Origin of the sequence: Scopulibacillus cellulosilyticus (assembly GCF_042665295.1) — a bacterium.
Classification (GTDB): domain Bacteria; phylum Bacillota; class Bacilli; order Bacillales; family Sporolactobacillaceae; genus Scopulibacillus_A; species Scopulibacillus_A cellulosilyticus.
The window spans coordinates 335245-353979 of record NZ_JBHTCO010000004.1 but is presented as its reverse complement, the minus strand read 5'-3'; the positions used below and the strand labels follow the sequence as shown (position 1 = coordinate 353979).

Genomic DNA, 18735 nt, shown 5'->3' with positions numbered 1-18735 from the left:
TCTCGGGAAATTAATCCCGAGACCTTTGGCACTATTTCAAAAGAACACTTCCCTTTTTCTCGTAAACAACCTTTCCATCTATTATCGTTGCAAGTATCGAAATGTCTTTAATATCCTTAGGATCAACCTCTGTTGGATCATCTTCTAAAACCGCAAAATCCGCACACTTTCCTAATTCGATGCTTCCACTGTTTTCTTCGTCGAAAGTAAATTTTGCCCCGTATATAGTCATTGATTTTAATGCGGTAATGACATCAATTCTTTGTTCGGGCCCTAGAACTTCCCCTTCCCTTGTTAAGCGATTGACTGCAGCCCATACGGAGAAAAGAGGGGAAATTGGTGTGACAGGGCAATCTGAATGTAATGCAAAGAGAATATCACGCTCAACAATATCAGCCAGCGGGCTGATTCGTTTGGCACGATCAGGTCCAAGGAATATTCGTTTATGCCTGTCTCCCCAATAATAAACATGATTTATAAAAACAGAACCTGCCACACCAAGAGCTTTCATTTTATCCAAATCTTCTGCTGTCGCCGTTTGCACATGTTCAATACGGTGGCGATGATCTGATCGCGGCGCCTTTTCCAACGCATTTGTATACGCTTCCAAAATTGAACCTATCGCCCGATCACCGTTTCCATGAATCGCAATTCTAAAGCCGCGCTTATGTAAGTCTAATATTTCTTCATTAAAGGCCTTTTGATCAAAGAAGAGCTCACCCAATACTTTTGAATCACAGTGATAAGGCTTCCTTAGTGCACCAGTTAATCCTTGGATTGAACCGTCCTGAAATAACTTTGCGCTGTCGAGACGAACAAGACTGTCGGATTGTTCTTGAATTTTTTCATCGACTTGTTTCGCGGTGTATCCGCCAAATATACCGCCGTCCCGCATTAATGTATGCATGATCATTAATTGTGTACGCATTGGATTTGTGCCCTGTTTTGCCGCTTTAAGATGAATATTAAGTTCTATTTCTCCATTATGCATTCCTACAGCAGCGTCTGTATTTGTCGTAATCCCCTGCGCCAGATAATCCTGTGAAGCTTCTCCTAATAGACTTATCAGTTCTTCTTCCGTATAATTAGGAATCTTCTTCATTACCGGTTCCATTGCCGGTTCTTCATAAAGAACGCCATTAACTTGTCCGCTTTCATCGCGGCCAAAATGCCCGCCTTTCAAATCAGATACATTATCGCCAATTCCTGCTAACTCTAATGCTTTGCTGTTCCCTGCAGCTAAGTGACTGGAAATATGCGTGATAAAAACCGGATGATCAGGCGAAACTTTATCTAAATCCTGCCTTGTTGGATGACGCTTATCCTCGAGTAACGTATCATCATAGCCGTATCCTTGAATCCATTGTCCTTTAGGCGTTTCTTCAACTTTTAATCGAATATTTTCCAAAATATCATCAATGTTCTGATTTGGCGGTGTGCTGCAATTAACTTTATTTTTAGACTGGGCATAATGCAAAATATGGTTATGTGTATCAATGAATCCCGGAATTAATGTTGCGCCTCTTAAATCCAGTACTTCTGTCTGGGGTGAGATAGTCACCTCGCTTTTTGGCGGCTCAGCATTTGTCCATAGGCCAATAATACGGCCATTTCTGACAGCTAACGAGCCCGCTTTTCGGTTTTCGCCATCAAGAGTTAAAATGTTGGCATTTGTAATGACTAAATCTGCCTTATTCACATTAAATCCTCTCCCCTATTTACTAAAATAAAATTAGATCAGATCTTAATGATGTGTTAATGACCTTACTTTTTACAATATTAAATTATATTAAAACATTCAATTTTTGGACAGGCAATCCCTTCGACAAATTTAGATATATTTCAATTTCTAATAAACATTATTACAAATTTAAATAAAAGTCCGTTTTGCATATAAACGGACTGATAATGATAGAGGCATAAACAGCTCTTATTTAATTTTCCATGCATCGATCAACGGACCTTTTGAACCAAAAACCGGATCCGTTTCCGGAAGCGGGACATGTTTTATATTCTGGAGAAATTTTGGTCTATCTTTGCTCTCCCCGGTACATAAATCCCAATCTTGTCCCTTTGGATACCCTCCGACTACGGTGAAATCTGCAGATGATTTGATGTTTTTATGCCCAACTCCTGCAGGTATAATCAGTACATCTCCTTTGTTTACTTCAATGTCCTTACCTTTTTCACCTCCTAATCGCAAAATGGCATTGCCGCTTTCAACACCAAGAACCTCATGGGCTGTGCTATGAAAGTGGTGATAGGAAAAAACACCGCCGACCCAAGTATTAATCCAAAAATTTTTCTGAAAAATATCATTAAATGATTGATTTTGTCCTAAAACATTTTCATAAATTAATAATGGTAAATCAGGGTTGTTTGGAATCGTGCCATCATCATCAAAATAATAGGTTTGAGATTGAATATCCATTTAATCCCTCTTTTCAGTTTACAAGATAAAAACAGCCTTGATAAAATGATCAAGGCCGGGTTTATCCAATCATACTTTATTCATCAATAAGATTCATCTTTTTTGTTTTATCAATTGACATTTTGAAAACATCCGGTCGAGAATAATGTCCATTAACATCAAAATCAAACCGGCTTTTTGCGATTTGCGTTAAATCTAAATCTCCGATGAGAATGTCTTCTTTTCCAAACACAGGGGCAACGACATAATCTCCTAAAGGTCCGACGATCGCACTGCCGCCGTTGCACATAACAGCAGGTTCCGATTCTAATTCCTCATAACATGCCAAATCAGTTGGATACATATCTTTCGTCACAAATTGGTTACAGGATAAAACAAAACATCTTCCCTCTAAGGCAATATGTCTGATAGAAGATTGCCATACTTCCCTAGCATCAGCTGTTGGGGCTAAATATAACTCGATGCCTTGGCTGTACATCGACATACGGGCAAGGGGCATGTAATTCTCCCAGCATATTAAGCTTCCAATTTTTCCGAAAGGGGTTTGAAAAACAGGAAGCGTGCTGCCATCCCCTTCTCCCCATATGACTCTTTCAGTAGCTGTTGGTTTTAATTTACGATGCTTGCCTAAAAGAATGCCATCCGGACTAAAATGAAGCGCCGTACAGTACAGTGTTCCAGATTTATGCTCTCTTTCAATAACGCCAATGATGAGGTAAACGTTATAATCTTTCGCTATCGAACCTAAGATTTCCGTTTCATGACTTGGAACGCAGATTGAATTACTCCAATATCGATACCAATCATCTCTGCCTTTTTCCGAACGGCTCCCTACCCTCGTTCCAAATGTCATTCCTCTTGGATATGCGGGAATAAAAGCTTCAGGGAATAGGACTAATCGCGCACCTCGTTCAGCGGCATCAGAAGTTAAAGAACGCACCTTTTCAAGGGTTTTATTAAGATTCATTATCACTGGGGCTGCTTGGACAACGGCAACTTTTACATGGTCAATTGCTTTTTCCATTTTTATCACTCGCAATCTATTAGGATTATATCTCTTCTTATAAGTAAAACTAACACAAATCATTATGTAAGTATTTATAATTTATTATTATCTAACCTAAATTAGCTTCTAAAATCGATCAAATAGTTTACAAGGTTTAAATCACGGCACCTCAAGCTTATATCCAAGACCCCGAACGGTTTTAATATAATATGGCTTTTTTGTGTCCTCCTCTATTTTGCTGCGTAAATGGCTTATGTGAACATCAACGATACGGGTATCCCCGGCAAAGTCAAAATTCCATACCGCATTCAGCAATTGCTTTCGTGACAGAACGCGCCTTTTATGTTTTGCGAGGTAAACAAGCAATTCAAATTCTTTTGATGTTAAAACAATTTCTTTGCCGCGAACGTAGGCTTCGTATTTTTCTGGATAAATTAAAATTTCCCCAATAGTCATAGATGTGTGATCCGCGGGTTGTATCTCTTCAGACGCTTGTTCGAACCGGCGGAGAATTGTCTTAATACGAACGATCAATTCTCTCGGGCTAAATGGTTTTGTCATATAGTCATCGGCGCCAAGTTCAAGTCCTAATACCTTATCGAATTCGTCATCTTTAGCCGTTAACATAATAATAGGAATCATCAATTGTTGTTCACGCATATACCGGCATACATCAAGGCCGTCCATGCCTGGAAGCATAAGATCAAGAACCGTCAAATCAGGCCGTTCTTCTTCCGCCAGCTTTATAGCAGTGTGGCCGTCTGATGCTGCCAAAACATGAAATCCTGCCTGTGATAAGTTATATTCGAGTAAAGTTACAATTGATTGTTCATCTTCAACGACTAAAATTTTTTTCATTGAATGACTACTCCCTGCTTCATTTTTTATAATTCTTTTTAACTAATATATCAAATTATAAGCAACTCTCTTACTATTACCAGTAATTTTTTAGATGCAATAGTCAACTTCTCCCTTTTAGGGGTAACTTTTCTCGCTTTAGGAGCGGCCTCTCCCCCTTTTAGGGGCAACTTCCCTCTCTTTTGGAGCGACTTTTTAATACTATCATTCTATATTTACCCAAATCGGCCGTTGATATAGTCTTCTGTTCTTTTAAAAGCCGGGTTGGTAAACATAACAGGCGTATCATCATATTCCACGACCTCTCCTTCATAGAAAAAGGCGGTTTGATCTGCGATCCTTGCTGCTTGTTGCATGTTGTGAGTAACGATTACGAGCGACACTTGTTTTTTTAATGTTAAAAGTAAATCTTCAATCTTGGCGCTTGATACAGGATCTATTGCAGATGTCGGTTCATCTAACAGAAGCACCTTGGGCTTTAAGGCGAGAGCTCTGGCAATACAAAGCCGTTGCTGCTGTCCTCCTGATAGCGATAATGCCGATTGGGTCAGGCGATCCTTCACTTCTTCTAACAATGCTGCCTGGAACAAGCTTTCCTCAACAATTTCATTGATACGCGTCTTGCCGCGAATACCGGAAAATTTTAACGGCATAGCGATATTTTCGTAAATAGATTTGGGGAAAGGGTTGGGTTTTTGAAAAACCATACCTATTTCTTTGCGAAGCGCTACTACATCAATTTTCTTGTCTAATAGATTAATGCCATCATACATGATCTCACCTTGGCATTTGGCACCTGCAATCAAATCATTCATGCGGTTTATCGTTCTTAAAAAAGATGATTTTCCGCATCCGGAAGGTCCGATTAAAGCGGTTATTGATCGCTCCCGAATTGGGATAGATACATTTTTTACAGCGTGGTTATTTTTGTAATAAACATTGAGGTCATTCACTTCAATAATCACAGATTGTTTTTTTGGTTCAGGATAAATGACCTTTTCCTTTAGTTGTGTCAACATATAATCAGCCTCCTCTTATTTTCCAATCATTTTTCTTTCGACTAACTTGCCGAGGCAGCGTGCAAATAAGTTGAAAAGCAAGATGCATATGACTAATACAGCTGCTGCCCCGCTTGCAACTTGTTTCGCATCAGGAATAATACTGTCAGAATTAACCGCCCAAATATGAACGGATAATGTTTCCGCTGAACGAAGGAGATTTAAAGGAGAGTTGGGTGCCAGCGGATTCCAATTGGTAAAATCGAGATTTGGTGTCGATAATCCCGCTGTAAATAAGAGTGCTGCTGATTCTCCAAACACCCTGCCGGCCGATAAAATCAAGCCTGTTAAAATACCGGGAAAAGCGGCAGGCAGCAACACTTTTTTGATTGTATGCCATTGTGTCAATCCTAAAGCAAGCCCAGACAACCTTTGGTCATGAGGGACAGAACGAAGGGCATCTTCACAAACTCTGACGATCACAGGCAGATTAAACACAGTCAAGGCTAAAGCCCCTGATAAAATCGAGTACTCCCAATGAAAGAAATTAACAAAAACGAGCAAGCCGAACATGCCGACAACGATTGATGGCAGAGAAGATAATACTTCAAGGCAAGAACGCATGAAACCAGTCAGTTTATTTGGCTTTGCGTATTCCGCCATATAAATCCCGCCGGCAATGCCAAGAGGTACAGTTAAAATCATGGTAATCAATAAAATATAAAAGGAATTCCAAAGCTGGTTTTTTATACCTCCTCCAGCCAGAAATGCACTGGCATCAGAAGTAAGAAAGTGAAGACTGATATTGGACACACCTTGATATAATATATAGCCGATGAGTCCTGCTAAAATGCCGGCCATTATAACCGCGCAGCAGATAATAAGGAAGGTTGAAATACGATTAACTTTCATGCTGTTCATAACAGCCGCCCCCTTCTGGACAGAAAGCGTATCAAAATGATAAATATATAAGACATAACGAGTAAAATTAACCCGAGCGACCAAAGGACATCATTTAAGACACTGCCATCCGTTGTATGTCCCATACTTAGAGTTATAATAGTGGTTAGCGTTGCCGCCGGTTCAATGAGTGAATGGGGAAGATCCTTGGCATTGCCAATCACCATCTGTACCGCCAGTGCCTCGCCAAATGCCCTTGACATCCCAAGTACAATTGCCGTAAGCAATGAAGGCAATGCAGCCGGGATAACAACCTTATAGATCGTTTGCCATTTCGTTGCACCTAACGCATAGGAAGCATGGCGTAAATCATCCGGTACTGATTTAAGCGCATCGGCTGCTATACTCGTCACTGTCGGTAAAATCATCACGCCTACAACGATGGCTCCGGCTAACAGCCCAAAACCTAATCCGCCAAACTGTGATCTAATGAAAGGGATAATCACTGACATGCCAATAAGTCCGTAAACGACTGAAGGAATGCCGACTAGTATTTCGATGATCGGCTGAAGAAATTTTTGTCCCCATTTTTTTGCAATTTCCGTCATAAACAAAGCACTGCCGATGCCGATAGGAGCAGCAACTAATGCTGCCAGTATTGTCACCGATAATGAACCAAAAATAAATGGAAATGCACCGTAAGACGGATGCTGAACATCAGTCGGATTCCAGTTAAGACCAGCTAGAAAACTGATAATGTTAACCCTGTCAACCGTGAAAGACCTTATCCCTTGAAATGTTAAGAAAAGAGTGATAGCAATGGTTGCCGCCATAATAAAGGAAGCACTGATGAATACTAAAATTTTCCCGCGATACTCTCTCTTTTTAGAGAAGATTGTTTTATATGATAAATCCTTTTTGATTAGCCTTCGATTAATCGCTGTATCATCGACATAAGGTTCACCGTTCTTAACAATCATCGTTTACCCCCTTTCGGCTATTTCTTTGTCGTCTTTCCTTCGGCATTTCGTTCAACATTCATTTTAGCTACCGAAATATATCCTTGAGCAGGAACAAGTTTGTCTTGAACTTCTTCACTCATCATAAATTTGAGAAATGCTTGTTCTAACTGATTAGGTTTGCCCTTTGTATACATGTGTTCATAAGCCCATACAGGAAATTTTCCGGAAGTTACGTTATCTTCCGTCGCTTTCACGCCATCAATGCTTAACTTTGTAACTGAATGATTATTAAAGTAAGATAGGGCAAGATAACCAATGGCTCCCGGTGTATCAGAAATGATTTTACTAACCGTATTTGAAGAATCTTGAGTAATTCCTTCTGCCGGAGTCGCATTATCTAAAGCAAATTGGTCGAATGTTGCCCGTGTGCCGGAACCATCCGGTCTGTTTACAAGCGTAATTTTTCCTTTTTTACCGCCAACTTCTGACCAATCATGAACCTTGCCTGTAAAGACTTTCTTCAGCTCATCCTTTGAGAGATTAGTCACACCTGTTTTTGGATTAACTGCTGCTGTCATACCAACAACAGCGACTTTATGATCTTCTAAATTTTCAGCTGAAATATCTTTTTCTGCATCAGCAAAGTAATCCGACATACCGATATCCAAGTTTCCTTTTGCTGCTTGGCTAAGCCCCGTACCGCTTCCCCCGCCTTGCACCTGGATTTGCACTCCTGGATGCAGATTCATAAATTCTTTTGCGGCAGCGGCAGCTAATGGCTGTAAAGCTGTTGAACCGCCGATTGTCAATTTACCTGATAAATCTCCGCCAGATTTACTCTCTGTGTCAGCTGACTTTGTACTTGCAGTGTTTGTTGAATCTGTACTCTTTCCACATCCGACTGTAAAAGCTATCAACATAATAACAAGTGCTGCTGACATCCAACTTTTGATCTTCATCATTTTTCCCCCTCTAAAACTGTCTTTGTATTTTACAGTTTTAGATTATAAGAAAATAGTTAATATCATATAAAGGCAGTGTAAAGACTTTGTAAAGATCAATTGTTATGGGTTACTATTTTTGTTTATAGGCAAACAAAAACCTTAGTCCATAAACACGTTGAACTAAGGTTTTAAAAACGTTAATAAAAATCATTCTTCGGTAATTTGTTGACTGATAAAACGAATCACATCGCCGCGGCTGATAACACCAACTACCCTGCCAGCCGGATTAATCACCGGTATTTTCTTAAAATGATGCTTAGAAAGAATATTCAGCACCTCTTCAAAGTCGTCATCTGGGTTAACGTAATACAGCTTCCGCTTCGTCATCACCTTGTCTACTGTCCAATCCATCTTCCTTTTGACTGAAGTTTTGAGCTCTGTCTTTTCAAGTCTAATAATCATTGAATAAAAGTCAAAAGTTGTTTGCTGCTTATTATTAGCCAGTGCACGTACCACATCGCCGTCACTGATCATGCCAAGCAGCTTGTGCTCATCGTCCAGTACTGGCACACCGCCAATTTTGTGAGTTACAAGTTTTCTTAACAATTGCCGAACGGTCTCGTCTTTTTTTACATAAATCACATCTGTTATCATGAAATCTCTGACCTTCAAGAATATCACTCCCTTTATGCTTTTTACTTCAAAACAAGACCATCATTTGAAAATCACTAGAAAGCTAACAATCATCGGACAATCTTTTATGAAATAAAGTGAGACTTTTTTCTTATATATTTATTATATCACCGGTAATTGAGAATAGCTCAAAAATCCAGTGATAATTATGGAATTTTGCCTATTTTAAAAAAGCATATCAAAACCATGTCTCGGCTAATAAATGGATGGCAGCCTTAATATCCTTTTCTGAAAGACCCGCAAACCCTAACAAAACAATTGATTCAGGCGGCTCCGCTGTCGAATAATAAATAGACGTCGGATAGACTTTGACGCTTTGTTCCTTCGCTGACTCTATAAGTTCCTTTTCAGACATCCCATTGTTAACTTTTAATAGTATGTGTAAGCCCGAGTTTTCTCCGATAACTTCATATTGACCTTCCATACATTTTTCCAGGGCAGATAAAAGAGCTTCTTGTTTCTTTTTGTAAACATTTCTCATTTTATTGAGGTGCTTTTCCCAATGACCTCTTTCCATAAAAAGCTGCACGGCTCTCTGTTCAATACGGGAAACCGCCTGTTTATAATGATGTTTGTTTTGTTCGTAGAAGTTAAGCAGCCGTTCAGGCAAAACGATATAACTCATTCTAAGAGAAGGCAGAAGCGCCTTAGAAAATGTCCCCATATAAATGACATTTTCTCCTGATTCAAGACTTTTCAATGCAGGTATCGGTTTACCTTTATATCTAAATTCACTATCATAATCATCTTCTATAATATAACGGTCCTCTTTCTCCTCTGACCAATTTAATAATTGCAGTCGACGACCAATTGGCATAATCGTTCCAGTCGGAAATTGGTGTGATGGCGTCACATAGGTTATTTTGACATCAGTTTGTTCAAGTATTGATACAGTCAATCCTTCCTTATCCAACGGTATATCCTTAATTTCAGCCCCAAGACTTTCTAAGACTGGTCTTATCCGAATATAGCCGGGGTCTTCTATGGCATAGACGCAAGTCCGGCAAAGAAGCCTTCCAAGCAGCCCCATTGTGTTTTGACTGCCTGCACCTATGACTATTTGATCAGGCAGACATTTAACACCTCTCGATTGATATAGATATTTTGATATTTCACATCGTAACTCCCATTCACCTTGAGGGTCGCCAATTTTCAGCAATTCCTTATGCTCCGGTCTGATACATTCGTCCATCAACCGTCTCCAGGTTGAATAAGGGAAATGGTCCAAATCAATTTCAGAATGACTGAAATCATAACGATAGATTCGCTTTTCCGGCTTTTTAATTCCTATTAGGCCCTGATCCGCTGTTTGCGGTATGATCGATCCTTCATCAATTTCCCGCGCGAAAAACCCTTTCCTCGGCAGAGCATCAATATATCCTTCAGCTGATAACTGCTGGTAAGCAGCATCAATCGTGTTAAGGCTGATCCGTAAATGATTTGCCAGCTTTCTTTTTGAAGGCAGACGTGTTCCGGCAACAATTCTTCCCGCTTGGATTTCCTCTCTAATATAGTCATAAAGCTGGATGTATAAAGGATCTGCTTTTGTTTCATCAAGCCGTGGTGTTAATTCAATCATTACCCGCTCCTCCAATCAATATCTGATACCATAAATAATATCATATCTGAACCTTTCTAAGGTATCAGTTAGTTCATATAATATTTCCGTAGAACAACTAAAGGTTTCTGAAAAACAATGGAAAGGAGTGGTCTCTATGACTAACAAACGTTACTTAGGTTTTATTTATATTATCACTGGTGCTGCCTTTTGGGGGATAACAGCAGCTTTAACCCAGTGGTTATCATCGCAAGTTCATTTTACTGTAGGTTGGCTGTCTACAGTCCGTTTGATGGTATCAGGCCTGGTCATGTTGATCATTCTCTCTAGAAAAATAAATATATGGCTGATTTTTAAAGATAAAAAAAGCTTGCTGCAAGTCATTCTCATCGGTATTCTTGGCAACTTAGGCGTTCAATACACTAATATGGCAGCTATCGGCACCGGAAATGCTGTTACAGCCACTTTATTTCAATATTTAGCACCGATTATTATTGCTGTCTTCTTAGCTTTTCAAAAAAAACGCATGCCAACATTCATAGAAATGCTTGCCCTTTTCATTGCTTTGTGCGGAATGTATTTATTAATTACCAATGGCTCTATTAACAGTTTGTCTTTATCAGTTGCCGGCATTCTCTGGGGTATCATTTCGGCTGCAGCCCTTGCTTTTTATACGCTATACCCTAAGAAGTTTATGAAGCAGTGGGGATCAGCGCTAACTGTCGGATGGGGGTTATTTATTGGAGGTTTTGCTGAAGGTTTGTTTAATCCGCCATGGCAGGTAAAAATATCCGAATGGTCAATACCTTCATTATTAGCTTTAATCTTTATTATCGGGTTCGGTACGTTAGCCGGTTACTTCCTTTATCTCGAAAGCTTAAAATTTATTACCCCAACCGAAACAAGCATCTTATCTTGCGCGGAACCATTGGCTGCCACATTTGTATCTGTCATTTGGCTGCATGTGTCTTTCGGCTTATTTCAATTAATTGGCGGTTTTTTCATTGTAGTAACGGTGATTTTATTGTCAGTAAAACCAATCAAATTAAGACATCCTTTACGGCGAAAATCAAATAATGTCACCCATTTGGAACACTAACACCGAAATGCAGAGCCCCTAGCCCGGAGCTCTGCATTTTAAATTTACTTATAACGCAAAAAAGTTTACATAAATAAAATACTTTTGTACTATAGAAATGTAAAATTTAACTAAGGGGGACGTTATGACAAATTACAATATTTCAGCATTTATAAAACTCGTTCGTCAAATGGATAGAAATGTCCGCAACGAGTTTAACTTTAGTTTATTTGGTACGCAAACTCAATTGTTAGAAACCCTTTATAGAAATGGTCCCTTACGGATGTCTGATCTTGCTGAAAAATTGGATATCACGCTTGGCGCTGTTACCTCTCTTTCAGATCGAATGATTAAAACGACAGATTTTATAGAACGGAAACGTTGTGATGATGACAGAAGAGTTGTCCGTCTTGATCTTTCTAAGAAAGGACGTTCTTTTATAGACAGTTTTATTCAAACACGGAGTAAAACAAAACACAAATTTTTTGATAAATTAACAGAAGAAGAAATAGCCATTTTTTTACGCTTGTCTGAAAAAATGCTGGAATAATAAAATGATTTGTTGAAGACGGTAACTTGAATTCTTAAGTGTCCTGTCTTCTTTTATACTTTTTTAAAACATGCTTAATTCTGCTCTTTTTAATAAATCATTAATCGTTTTCTTCTTAGGAAAAAGATTCATTTTGTTAATACTAATGATATCCCAAAATGACCCTTGAAATTTCAGAAAGTCTGTTTATTTATACCCGTTTTTTTAAACGGAACGGCAGTATTTCTTGTATAATTAATGTAAGCGCTATTAAACGTACGTAGATAAATACTTATTCAGTTATTGTAATGGGAGGAATTATAAATGAAGTCCTTTAACTACTATTGTCCGACGAAAATTGAAATGGGGACAGGAAAAACGATGGAGCTGCCGGAAATGCTCAATTCCCTTGGGATAGGATCATCGATTCTGCTTGTCTCGGACCCTGGCGTTATACGCGCAGGATTGATCGATCCGATCCAAACCCGCTTGGAATCTTCTGGATATCGCGTATCCATATTCGACTCTCTTGCGCCAAATCCGCGTGATACGGACTGTATCACTGGTGCTGCACAGTTTAATGATATAAAGGCGGAAGCTGTTGTAGCTATTGGCGGAGGAAGTGCTATGGATACAGGCAAAGCCATCGCGCTTTGCGGTCCGAATGGCGGAACTCCTGCTGATTATGTGGATGGCAGGCGCGAGTATACAAATATTGCACCGATTATTTGTGTACCAACCACCGCAGGAACAGGTTCAGAAGTCACCAGGTCTTCGGTTATCACTGAGGCGGCAACCCATCGGAAAATGACGCTTAAACATGCCCTATTGCGGCCAGCTCTTGCTGTCCTTGATCCCGAATTAACTTACAGCGTCCCTGCTTCTGTTACTGCTGCTACTGGTGTTGACGCATTAGTCCATGCAATCGAAGGTTATACATGCAAAATCACCAATCCAATTTCTCAAGCGCTTGGGGCAAGCGCCATGCAAACAATTGTTTCAGCATTGCCTATCGCATATAAAGACGGACAAAACGAAGAGGCTCGTTATGCCATGCTCAAAGGGAGCTTACTAGCGGGCTTATGTTTTGGCTCAGCAGATGTAGCGGCCGTGCACTGCCTGGCTGAAGCGCTTGGCGGACTTTATGATACGCCTCATGGTGTTGCAAATTCAGTTTTTTTACCCTATGTATTACGATTCAACAGTACAGAAAATCGACCGATGCATGCAAAGATAGCACGTTATATGAGGTTTGCGAAAGACTCAGATTCAGATGACATTGCGATTGAAAAACTAATTAACGGTGTCACAGCCTTTACAGAAAACCTTAATATCCCTAAGTTAAAGGATCTTCCCGGCGTTCAGAAAAAAGATTTTCCGCGCATTGTTGAACTGGCGATGCAGAATGGCTCGACCCCAAGTAATGTTAGAACTGTTACGGCCGATGATTACTTAGCCATTCTTGAACAGGCTTATAAAGGAATTTAACATTGACTTTACAAAATCCCCTTTACAAAACGTGTTTGGTATTTTCGCCAAACACGTTTTTCATATTGAGTCAAATTATTATGTAAGATAATCTTACATAATAATTTAAATAAATAAAAATAATTGTATAATTTAATTAACAATTGATGTTAGATATATTCACATCATAATTTTGGTTCACTGAGGGGAGCGTTTCTATTGAATACGATTTTTCTGATGAACAGTTTGTGGGTGATGTTAGCTGCTATTTTGGTTATTTTAATGCAAGGCGGTTTTATTTTACTTGAAGCCGGGTCGACAAGAATGAAGAATGCCGGTCATATTGCCGGAAAAACAATCTTTACCTTTGGCATAGCTTCACTTGCTTTTTGGGCAATAGGTTATGGTTTTATTTTCGGACATGGGAATGCCGTCATTGGATTATCGGATTTCTTTTACTCCGGCTATGATATAAAAGGTTTGGAAGTTTCAGGTGCCGTTTATTTTTTATTTCAACTGGCGTTCGCGGGTATTTCGCTGACAATCGCTTTAGGCGGATTTGCTGAGCGGGGCAAGCTGTCAGTTTATATTATTTTTGCTGTTCTATTCTCTATTTTGGTTTATCCTGTTATCGCCCATTGGATTTGGGGAAAAGGATGGTTATCAACTTTAGAGCAGCAAGATTTTGCCGGCTCCACGGTCGTACATTTAACCGGCGCGATGGCCGCATTTGCCGGAACGATCGTCCTTAAGCCAAGAATCGGAAAGTTTAATAAAGATGGGTCTGCCAATCAAATTCATGGGCACAACCAAGTGTTTACCGCTTTGGGCGTCTTAATTTTATGGATCGGCTGGTTTGGATTTAATGCGGGAAGTACTATTACTGTTAAAGATAGCTTCTTTGGATTTATTGCCTTAAATACAAACGCAGCAGCTGCAGCCGGCGCAATCAGCTCCTTATTCATTTCCTGGTTGCACTCTCGTAAAGCTGACATTCCGACAATGCTGAATGGCGCTCTCGCCGGTTTAGTTGCGATAACTGCTTCATGCGCCTTTGTGGAAACTTGGGCTGCCGTTATCATTGGTTTGGTTTCAGGAATCATCGTTGTTTACAGTATGAAATTCTTTGAAAAAATAAAAATTGATGACCCGATATTCGCCCTTTCCGTTCATGGCACCCCTGGCATTTGGGGAACAATTTCAACAGGATTTTTTGCAGCGCCTAAACTTGCAGCGACTGTTGGAATAGGGAAAGCAGGACTCTTTTATGGCGGCGGATTCTCACAGTTAGCCATCCAGATTCTTGGTGTTGCAGCCGCAGGCGTGTACGCTTTCGCTATTTCATATATCATCTTGAAAATTATGAAGGGTATTTTAAAAGGATTACGTGTATCAAAAAGGGAAGAAATGATCGGTCTTGATATCAGTACACATGGCAGTTACGGTTATCCTGAAGCCTTTCACAAGCACAAATTTGAAAAATCAGCTCAATCACAAGTATTTGAAGAGGCGGCACAATAAGTATGGCTGACTCTTATAAAAATAAAAAAGTCATATCTATCGGTATTGTCAGCGAATTAACCGGTCTCTCTCTAAGGCAAATCAGATATTATGAGGAACGAAAATTAATTTTTCCAGAACGAACCGAACGCGGCACTCGAAAATATTCATTTGCTGATGTTGAAACATTAGTGGATATTGCCAATAAAAGAGAGGAAGGTGTACAAACGTTTGAAATTAGGCAAGAATTGAAAAAGCAGAAAGGCCAATCCAGAGATGAACTGAAAAAGATGATCCGCGGACAAATTAATTCACAATTTCATTTGAGAAAATAAAAACAGGTTATCAAGGAAATTCCCTTGATAACCTGTTTTATATTAATTATGCTTTAGGACCGGTCATTTCCTCCGGTTTAACCATTTCTTCAAATTGCTCTTCAGTTAAAATGCCTGTTTTAACGGCGGCTTCTTTTAAAGTTGAGCCGTCAGCGTGAGCTGTTTTAGCGATTTTAGCCGAATTTTCATAACCGATATGCGGATTAAGGGCTGTAACTAACATTAATGAATTGTGCAAGTAATGATCAATTTTTTCTTTATCAGGCTCAATGCCTACTGCACAATGGTCATTAAAGGATACCATAGCATCAGAAAGCAATCGAACGGATTGTAAGAAGTTGTAGCTGATGACAGGTTTAAAAACATTCAATTCAAAGTTGCCTTGGCTTGCTGCAAAACCGATTGTTGCATCGTTACCCATTACTTGAGCAGCAACCATTGTCACAGCTTCGGATTGAGTCGGGTTAACTTTGCCTGGCATGATCGAGCTTCCAGGTTCATTAGCTGGTATAGTAATTTCGCCGATGCCGCAGCGAGGACCGCTTGCCAGCCATCTGACATCGTTGGCAATTTTCATAAGATCCGCCGCAAGACCTTTTAATACGCCATGAACGGCAACAATTTCATCATGGCTTGTCAATGCATGGAATTTATTTTCTGCAGAAGTGAAGGTTTTTCCTGTGATACCGGAAATTTCTTCAGCCGTCATTTTACCGAATTCCGGATGGGCATTAAGACCTGTGCCTACAGCAGTTCCGCCGATCGCCAGTTCCTTCATATGCTCAGTTGATTCTTTTAGCATTGTATCAATTTTGTCAAGCATTGTGCGCCAGCCGCTGATTTCTTGGCCAAGCGTTAATGGCGTGGCGTCTTGAAGGTGTGTTCTGCCAATTTTAATAATATCTTGGAAAGCTTCTTCTTTTTCTTTTAAAGTGTTTCTTAATTTATGAAGCGCAGGGACAAGATCATCTTCAACAGCCAGGACAGCAGCTACATGCATAGCCGTCGGGAACGTGTCGTTTGAGCTTTGCGATTTATTGACATCGTCGTTAGGGTGAACACGCGCTTCACTGTTTTTTTCTTTCAAGATTTGGTTTGAACGGTTTGCAATCACTTCGTTAACGTTCATGTTAGATTGGGTTCCGCTGCCGGTTTGCCAAACAACAAGCGGAAATTGATCATCCCACTTGCCTTCAATAATTTCGTTGGCCGCTTGTACAATAGCATCTGCTTTTTCTGCATCTAACTTACCAAGTTTTTTATTTGCAAGCGCTGCGCTCTTTTTCAAAATAGCAAAGGCTTTAACAACTTGAAGGGGCATTTTTTCCCAGCCGATTTTGAAATTGTTTTTACTGCGTTGGGTTTGCGCAGCCCACAGCTTATCCGCCGGTACCTTTACTTCGCCAAGCGTATCTTTTTCAATTCTGTAATCCATTCCTGAGTCCTCCCTTGTACTATAACCACAGTTTCTAATATTACTATGACATTGACGGGAAACCGCTGTCATCTACCATCACTATTATCATACGTTTTGCAAATCATGTCAAAAATTATTTGATGGCGCTGTGAGGGGTCTTAGGGGTGGTGCAGCGCAGGTCGGTGAAACTTTTGTTGATTCATAAAGTGAGACTTCCATAAGCGAGGATTTTTAACCCCGGCTCATACAAATAAATCAACGACTTTACTTTCATTTACCTTTACGAGGCCAAGATCAGTTATTTTAAGTTCAGGGCTGACAGGTAATGATTGGGTGCTGAATGACATAATTGGATTATAATGCTTGTATCCTAACCCCTTCATTGCTTGGCGAAGTTTTTTCATTTCAGCGGCAATTTGTTCTAACGGCTCTTCTGATAAAATCCCGCCGACCGGCAGCTTAAGAAAGGATAAAACCTTGCCATTTTCGACAACACAGTAACCGCCTTGGTTTTCGATGACCGTGTTGGCAGCAAGTATGATGTCTTCTTTGTTTTTTCCGACAACCAAGAGGTTATGATTGTCATGAGAGTATGTTGTTGCGATCGCTCCTCTTTTAATTGTATCGCCGCCAACTAATCCCAGCGCTTTATTTCCGTTTATCCCATATCTTTCAAAGACCCCGATTAAGCAAAATGGACTATTTTCCCAATCTAATTGGCTGTTTATTACTTGTAAATCGGCAATTTTCTCTTTTGTAAAAGTACTGCCGTCAGATATAGTCATGATCCTGCATGAGACATTGCCATTATTAACCGGCGCTTTAATATTTAGATCTTCCGTATTTAAAGGCGCCAATTTTATGCTTTCATAAAAGTCGGCTGGAAATTGTTTAGATTGGAATTCTTGTTCGTATTTTTCCTTGTAATCGTAAACTTTAATACCATTTTTAAATACTTGATCAATGTCTAAAGATTGAATATCGTTTACCAATAAAAAATCCGCAATTTTGTTCGGGGCAATCATCCCTCTATCGTAAAGCCTCATTCGTTTAGCTGGCGTGACCGTACTTGCATAAATAGCGTCCTCGGGTTTCATTCCCATTTTAATAGCCTTTCTTACAATATGATTTAAATGCCCTTGATCGACAAATGAATCAGGCATAACGTCATCTGTGACAAAACAAAAGTGCTCACCGTAATCATGTTCAACTAAGTGTTGAATAATTTCCGGGGTCATCGATTTTTCTTGTATTTCTATAAACATGCCAAGCCGGATTCTTTCTTCCATACCCTCAATTGTTTGGTGGGTGTGGTCTGAATCAATTCCGGCAAAAATAAACCGGCTTAAATCCTCATCCATTAATTTTGGACAATGCCCCTCGATTGGCAGATGCGGGTAATTATTTTTGACATGCCGGACAATTCGGTTTGTTTTACAATCCGGCTTAGTGATCACATCCATATAATCCATAATTTCACCAAGGCAAGCTACGCTTTCATTTTTTGCTAATTCATCAATTTCCATAATATCAATGGCTCCGCCTGTTGTCTCAAATTGCGTGGCAGGTACTGAGCTGGGGATACCATATAATATATCTGCAGTACAATGATCACTTTTATCTATCATTTCTTGAATACCGCGAATACCGAAAACATTAGCCATCTCGTGCGGTTCAGCGACTATTGTCGTTACACCGTTTTTTATAATCCCATAGGAGAAAGTGCTTGGGGTTACCATTGTGCTTTCAATATGTAAATGGATGTCAATCAATCCCGGAATCATAAACCGGCCTTTTCCATCAATCACTTCTTTGGGTTCAAATGCATTCATATCTTTTTTACCTATGTAAAAGAATTTACCAGCGGAAATCGCCACATTTCCTTGAATGAATTTTTTGAATGAATGATTATATACCTTAACATTTTTTATAAACAGATCTATGTTCATGATTTTCTCCTTTTTAAACCACTTTTTATATTTAATTATCTATAACATCTTCTAACATAACTTATTTGAATATTCCATGTAAACGAAAAAGAGCCTTATTAACCTTAAAG

17 protein-coding genes are annotated in these 18735 nt (G+C 39.6%); 5 read left to right on the top strand and 12 right to left on the bottom strand.

The genetic code is table 11. The annotated features are described in order from the left end of the window. Positions 1–31: 31 nt before the first annotated feature. The 10 genes from ACFQRG_RS04880 to pdxR all read right to left on the bottom strand — a co-directional run bounded on the left by ACFQRG_RS04880 (position 32) and on the right by pdxR (position 10371). Positions 32–1699 (bottom strand): amidohydrolase, encoded by a 1668-nt coding sequence (locus tag ACFQRG_RS04880; protein WP_380964310.1) that lies wholly within the window; start codon positions 1697–1699, stop codon positions 32–34. A gap of 231 nt (positions 1700–1930) precedes the next feature. Further along, positions 1931–2431: a cupin domain-containing protein gene (locus ACFQRG_RS04875; RefSeq protein WP_380964307.1), complete on the bottom strand. Its 501-nt coding sequence runs from the start codon at positions 2429–2431 to the stop codon at positions 1931–1933. 76 nt (positions 2432–2507) lie between these two features. Then, positions 2508–3455, bottom strand: coding sequence for a carbon-nitrogen hydrolase family protein (locus ACFQRG_RS04870; RefSeq protein WP_380964304.1), 948 nt, complete (start codon positions 3453–3455; stop codon positions 2508–2510). Positions 3456–3596: 141 nt separating this feature from the next. Next, positions 3597–4295, bottom strand: a complete 699-nt coding sequence (locus ACFQRG_RS04865) for a response regulator (protein WP_380964302.1) — start codon at positions 4293–4295, stop codon at positions 3597–3599. A gap of 215 nt (positions 4296–4510) precedes the next feature. Further along, positions 4511–5314 (bottom strand): phosphate ABC transporter ATP-binding protein PstB, encoded by an 804-nt coding sequence (gene pstB / locus ACFQRG_RS04860; protein ID WP_380964299.1) that lies wholly within the window; start codon positions 5312–5314, stop codon positions 4511–4513. 15 nt (positions 5315–5329) lie between these two features. After that, complete coding sequence (gene pstA, locus ACFQRG_RS04855) at positions 5330–6214, bottom strand: phosphate ABC transporter permease PstA (RefSeq protein WP_380964296.1); 885 nt, start codon at positions 6212–6214, stop codon at positions 5330–5332. After that, the gene (pstC, locus tag ACFQRG_RS04850) at positions 6211–7173 is read right to left on the bottom strand and encodes a phosphate ABC transporter permease subunit PstC (RefSeq protein ID WP_380964293.1); all 963 of its coding nucleotides are present in this window, start codon (positions 7171–7173) and stop codon (positions 6211–6213) included. Before pstC ends, pstA begins: the two co-directional genes overlap by 4 nt. Positions 7174–7190: 17 nt before the next feature. Beyond that, positions 7191–8117 (bottom strand): phosphate ABC transporter substrate-binding protein, encoded by a 927-nt coding sequence (locus ACFQRG_RS04845; RefSeq protein WP_380964290.1) that lies wholly within the window; start codon positions 8115–8117, stop codon positions 7191–7193. A 189-nt stretch (positions 8118–8306) separates the two neighbouring features. Continuing rightward, the gene (locus ACFQRG_RS04840; protein ID WP_380964287.1) at positions 8307–8771 is read right to left on the bottom strand and encodes a CBS domain-containing protein; all 465 of its coding nucleotides are present in this window, start codon (positions 8769–8771) and stop codon (positions 8307–8309) included. A 199-nt stretch (positions 8772–8970) separates the two neighbouring features. After that, positions 8971–10371, bottom strand: coding sequence for a MocR-like pyridoxine biosynthesis transcription factor PdxR (gene pdxR / locus ACFQRG_RS04835; RefSeq protein WP_380964284.1), 1401 nt, complete (start codon positions 10369–10371; stop codon positions 8971–8973). A 136-nt stretch (positions 10372–10507) separates the two neighbouring features. On the opposite strand from pdxR, the gene ACFQRG_RS04830 reads away from it, so the two are divergent. The 5 genes from ACFQRG_RS04830 (at position 10508) to ACFQRG_RS04810 (ending at position 15259) form a co-directional block, all read left to right on the top strand. Further along, a complete protein-coding gene (locus ACFQRG_RS04830) occupies positions 10508–11449 on the top strand; it encodes a DMT family transporter (RefSeq protein WP_380964281.1) in 942 nt (313 codons plus the stop codon). Positions 11450–11573: 124 nt separating this feature from the next. Next, entirely contained in the window at positions 11574–11978 is a 405-nt protein-coding gene (locus ACFQRG_RS04825; RefSeq protein WP_380964278.1) for a MarR family winged helix-turn-helix transcriptional regulator, read from the top strand. Between the two features lie 303 nt (positions 11979–12281). Then, positions 12282–13445 (top strand): iron-containing alcohol dehydrogenase, encoded by a 1164-nt coding sequence (locus ACFQRG_RS04820; RefSeq protein WP_380964275.1) that lies wholly within the window; start codon positions 12282–12284, stop codon positions 13443–13445. A gap of 198 nt (positions 13446–13643) precedes the next feature. Then, entirely contained in the window at positions 13644–14945 is a 1302-nt protein-coding gene (locus ACFQRG_RS04815; protein WP_380964272.1) for an ammonium transporter, read from the top strand. A 2-nt stretch (positions 14946–14947) separates the two neighbouring features. Further along, positions 14948–15259 (top strand): MerR family transcriptional regulator, encoded by a 312-nt coding sequence (locus ACFQRG_RS04810; RefSeq protein WP_380964269.1) that lies wholly within the window; start codon positions 14948–14950, stop codon positions 15257–15259. Positions 15260–15305: 46 nt separating this feature from the next. On the opposite strand, the gene fumC is transcribed toward ACFQRG_RS04810, so the two are convergent. Beyond that, the gene (gene fumC, locus ACFQRG_RS04805) at positions 15306–16694 is read right to left on the bottom strand and encodes a class II fumarate hydratase (protein ID WP_380964267.1); all 1389 of its coding nucleotides are present in this window, start codon (positions 16692–16694) and stop codon (positions 15306–15308) included. A 224-nt stretch (positions 16695–16918) separates the two neighbouring features. Continuing rightward, the gene (locus tag ACFQRG_RS04800) at positions 16919–18625 is read right to left on the bottom strand and encodes an adenine deaminase (protein WP_380964264.1); all 1707 of its coding nucleotides are present in this window, start codon (positions 18623–18625) and stop codon (positions 16919–16921) included. Between the last annotated feature and the right edge of the window lie 110 nt (positions 18626–18735).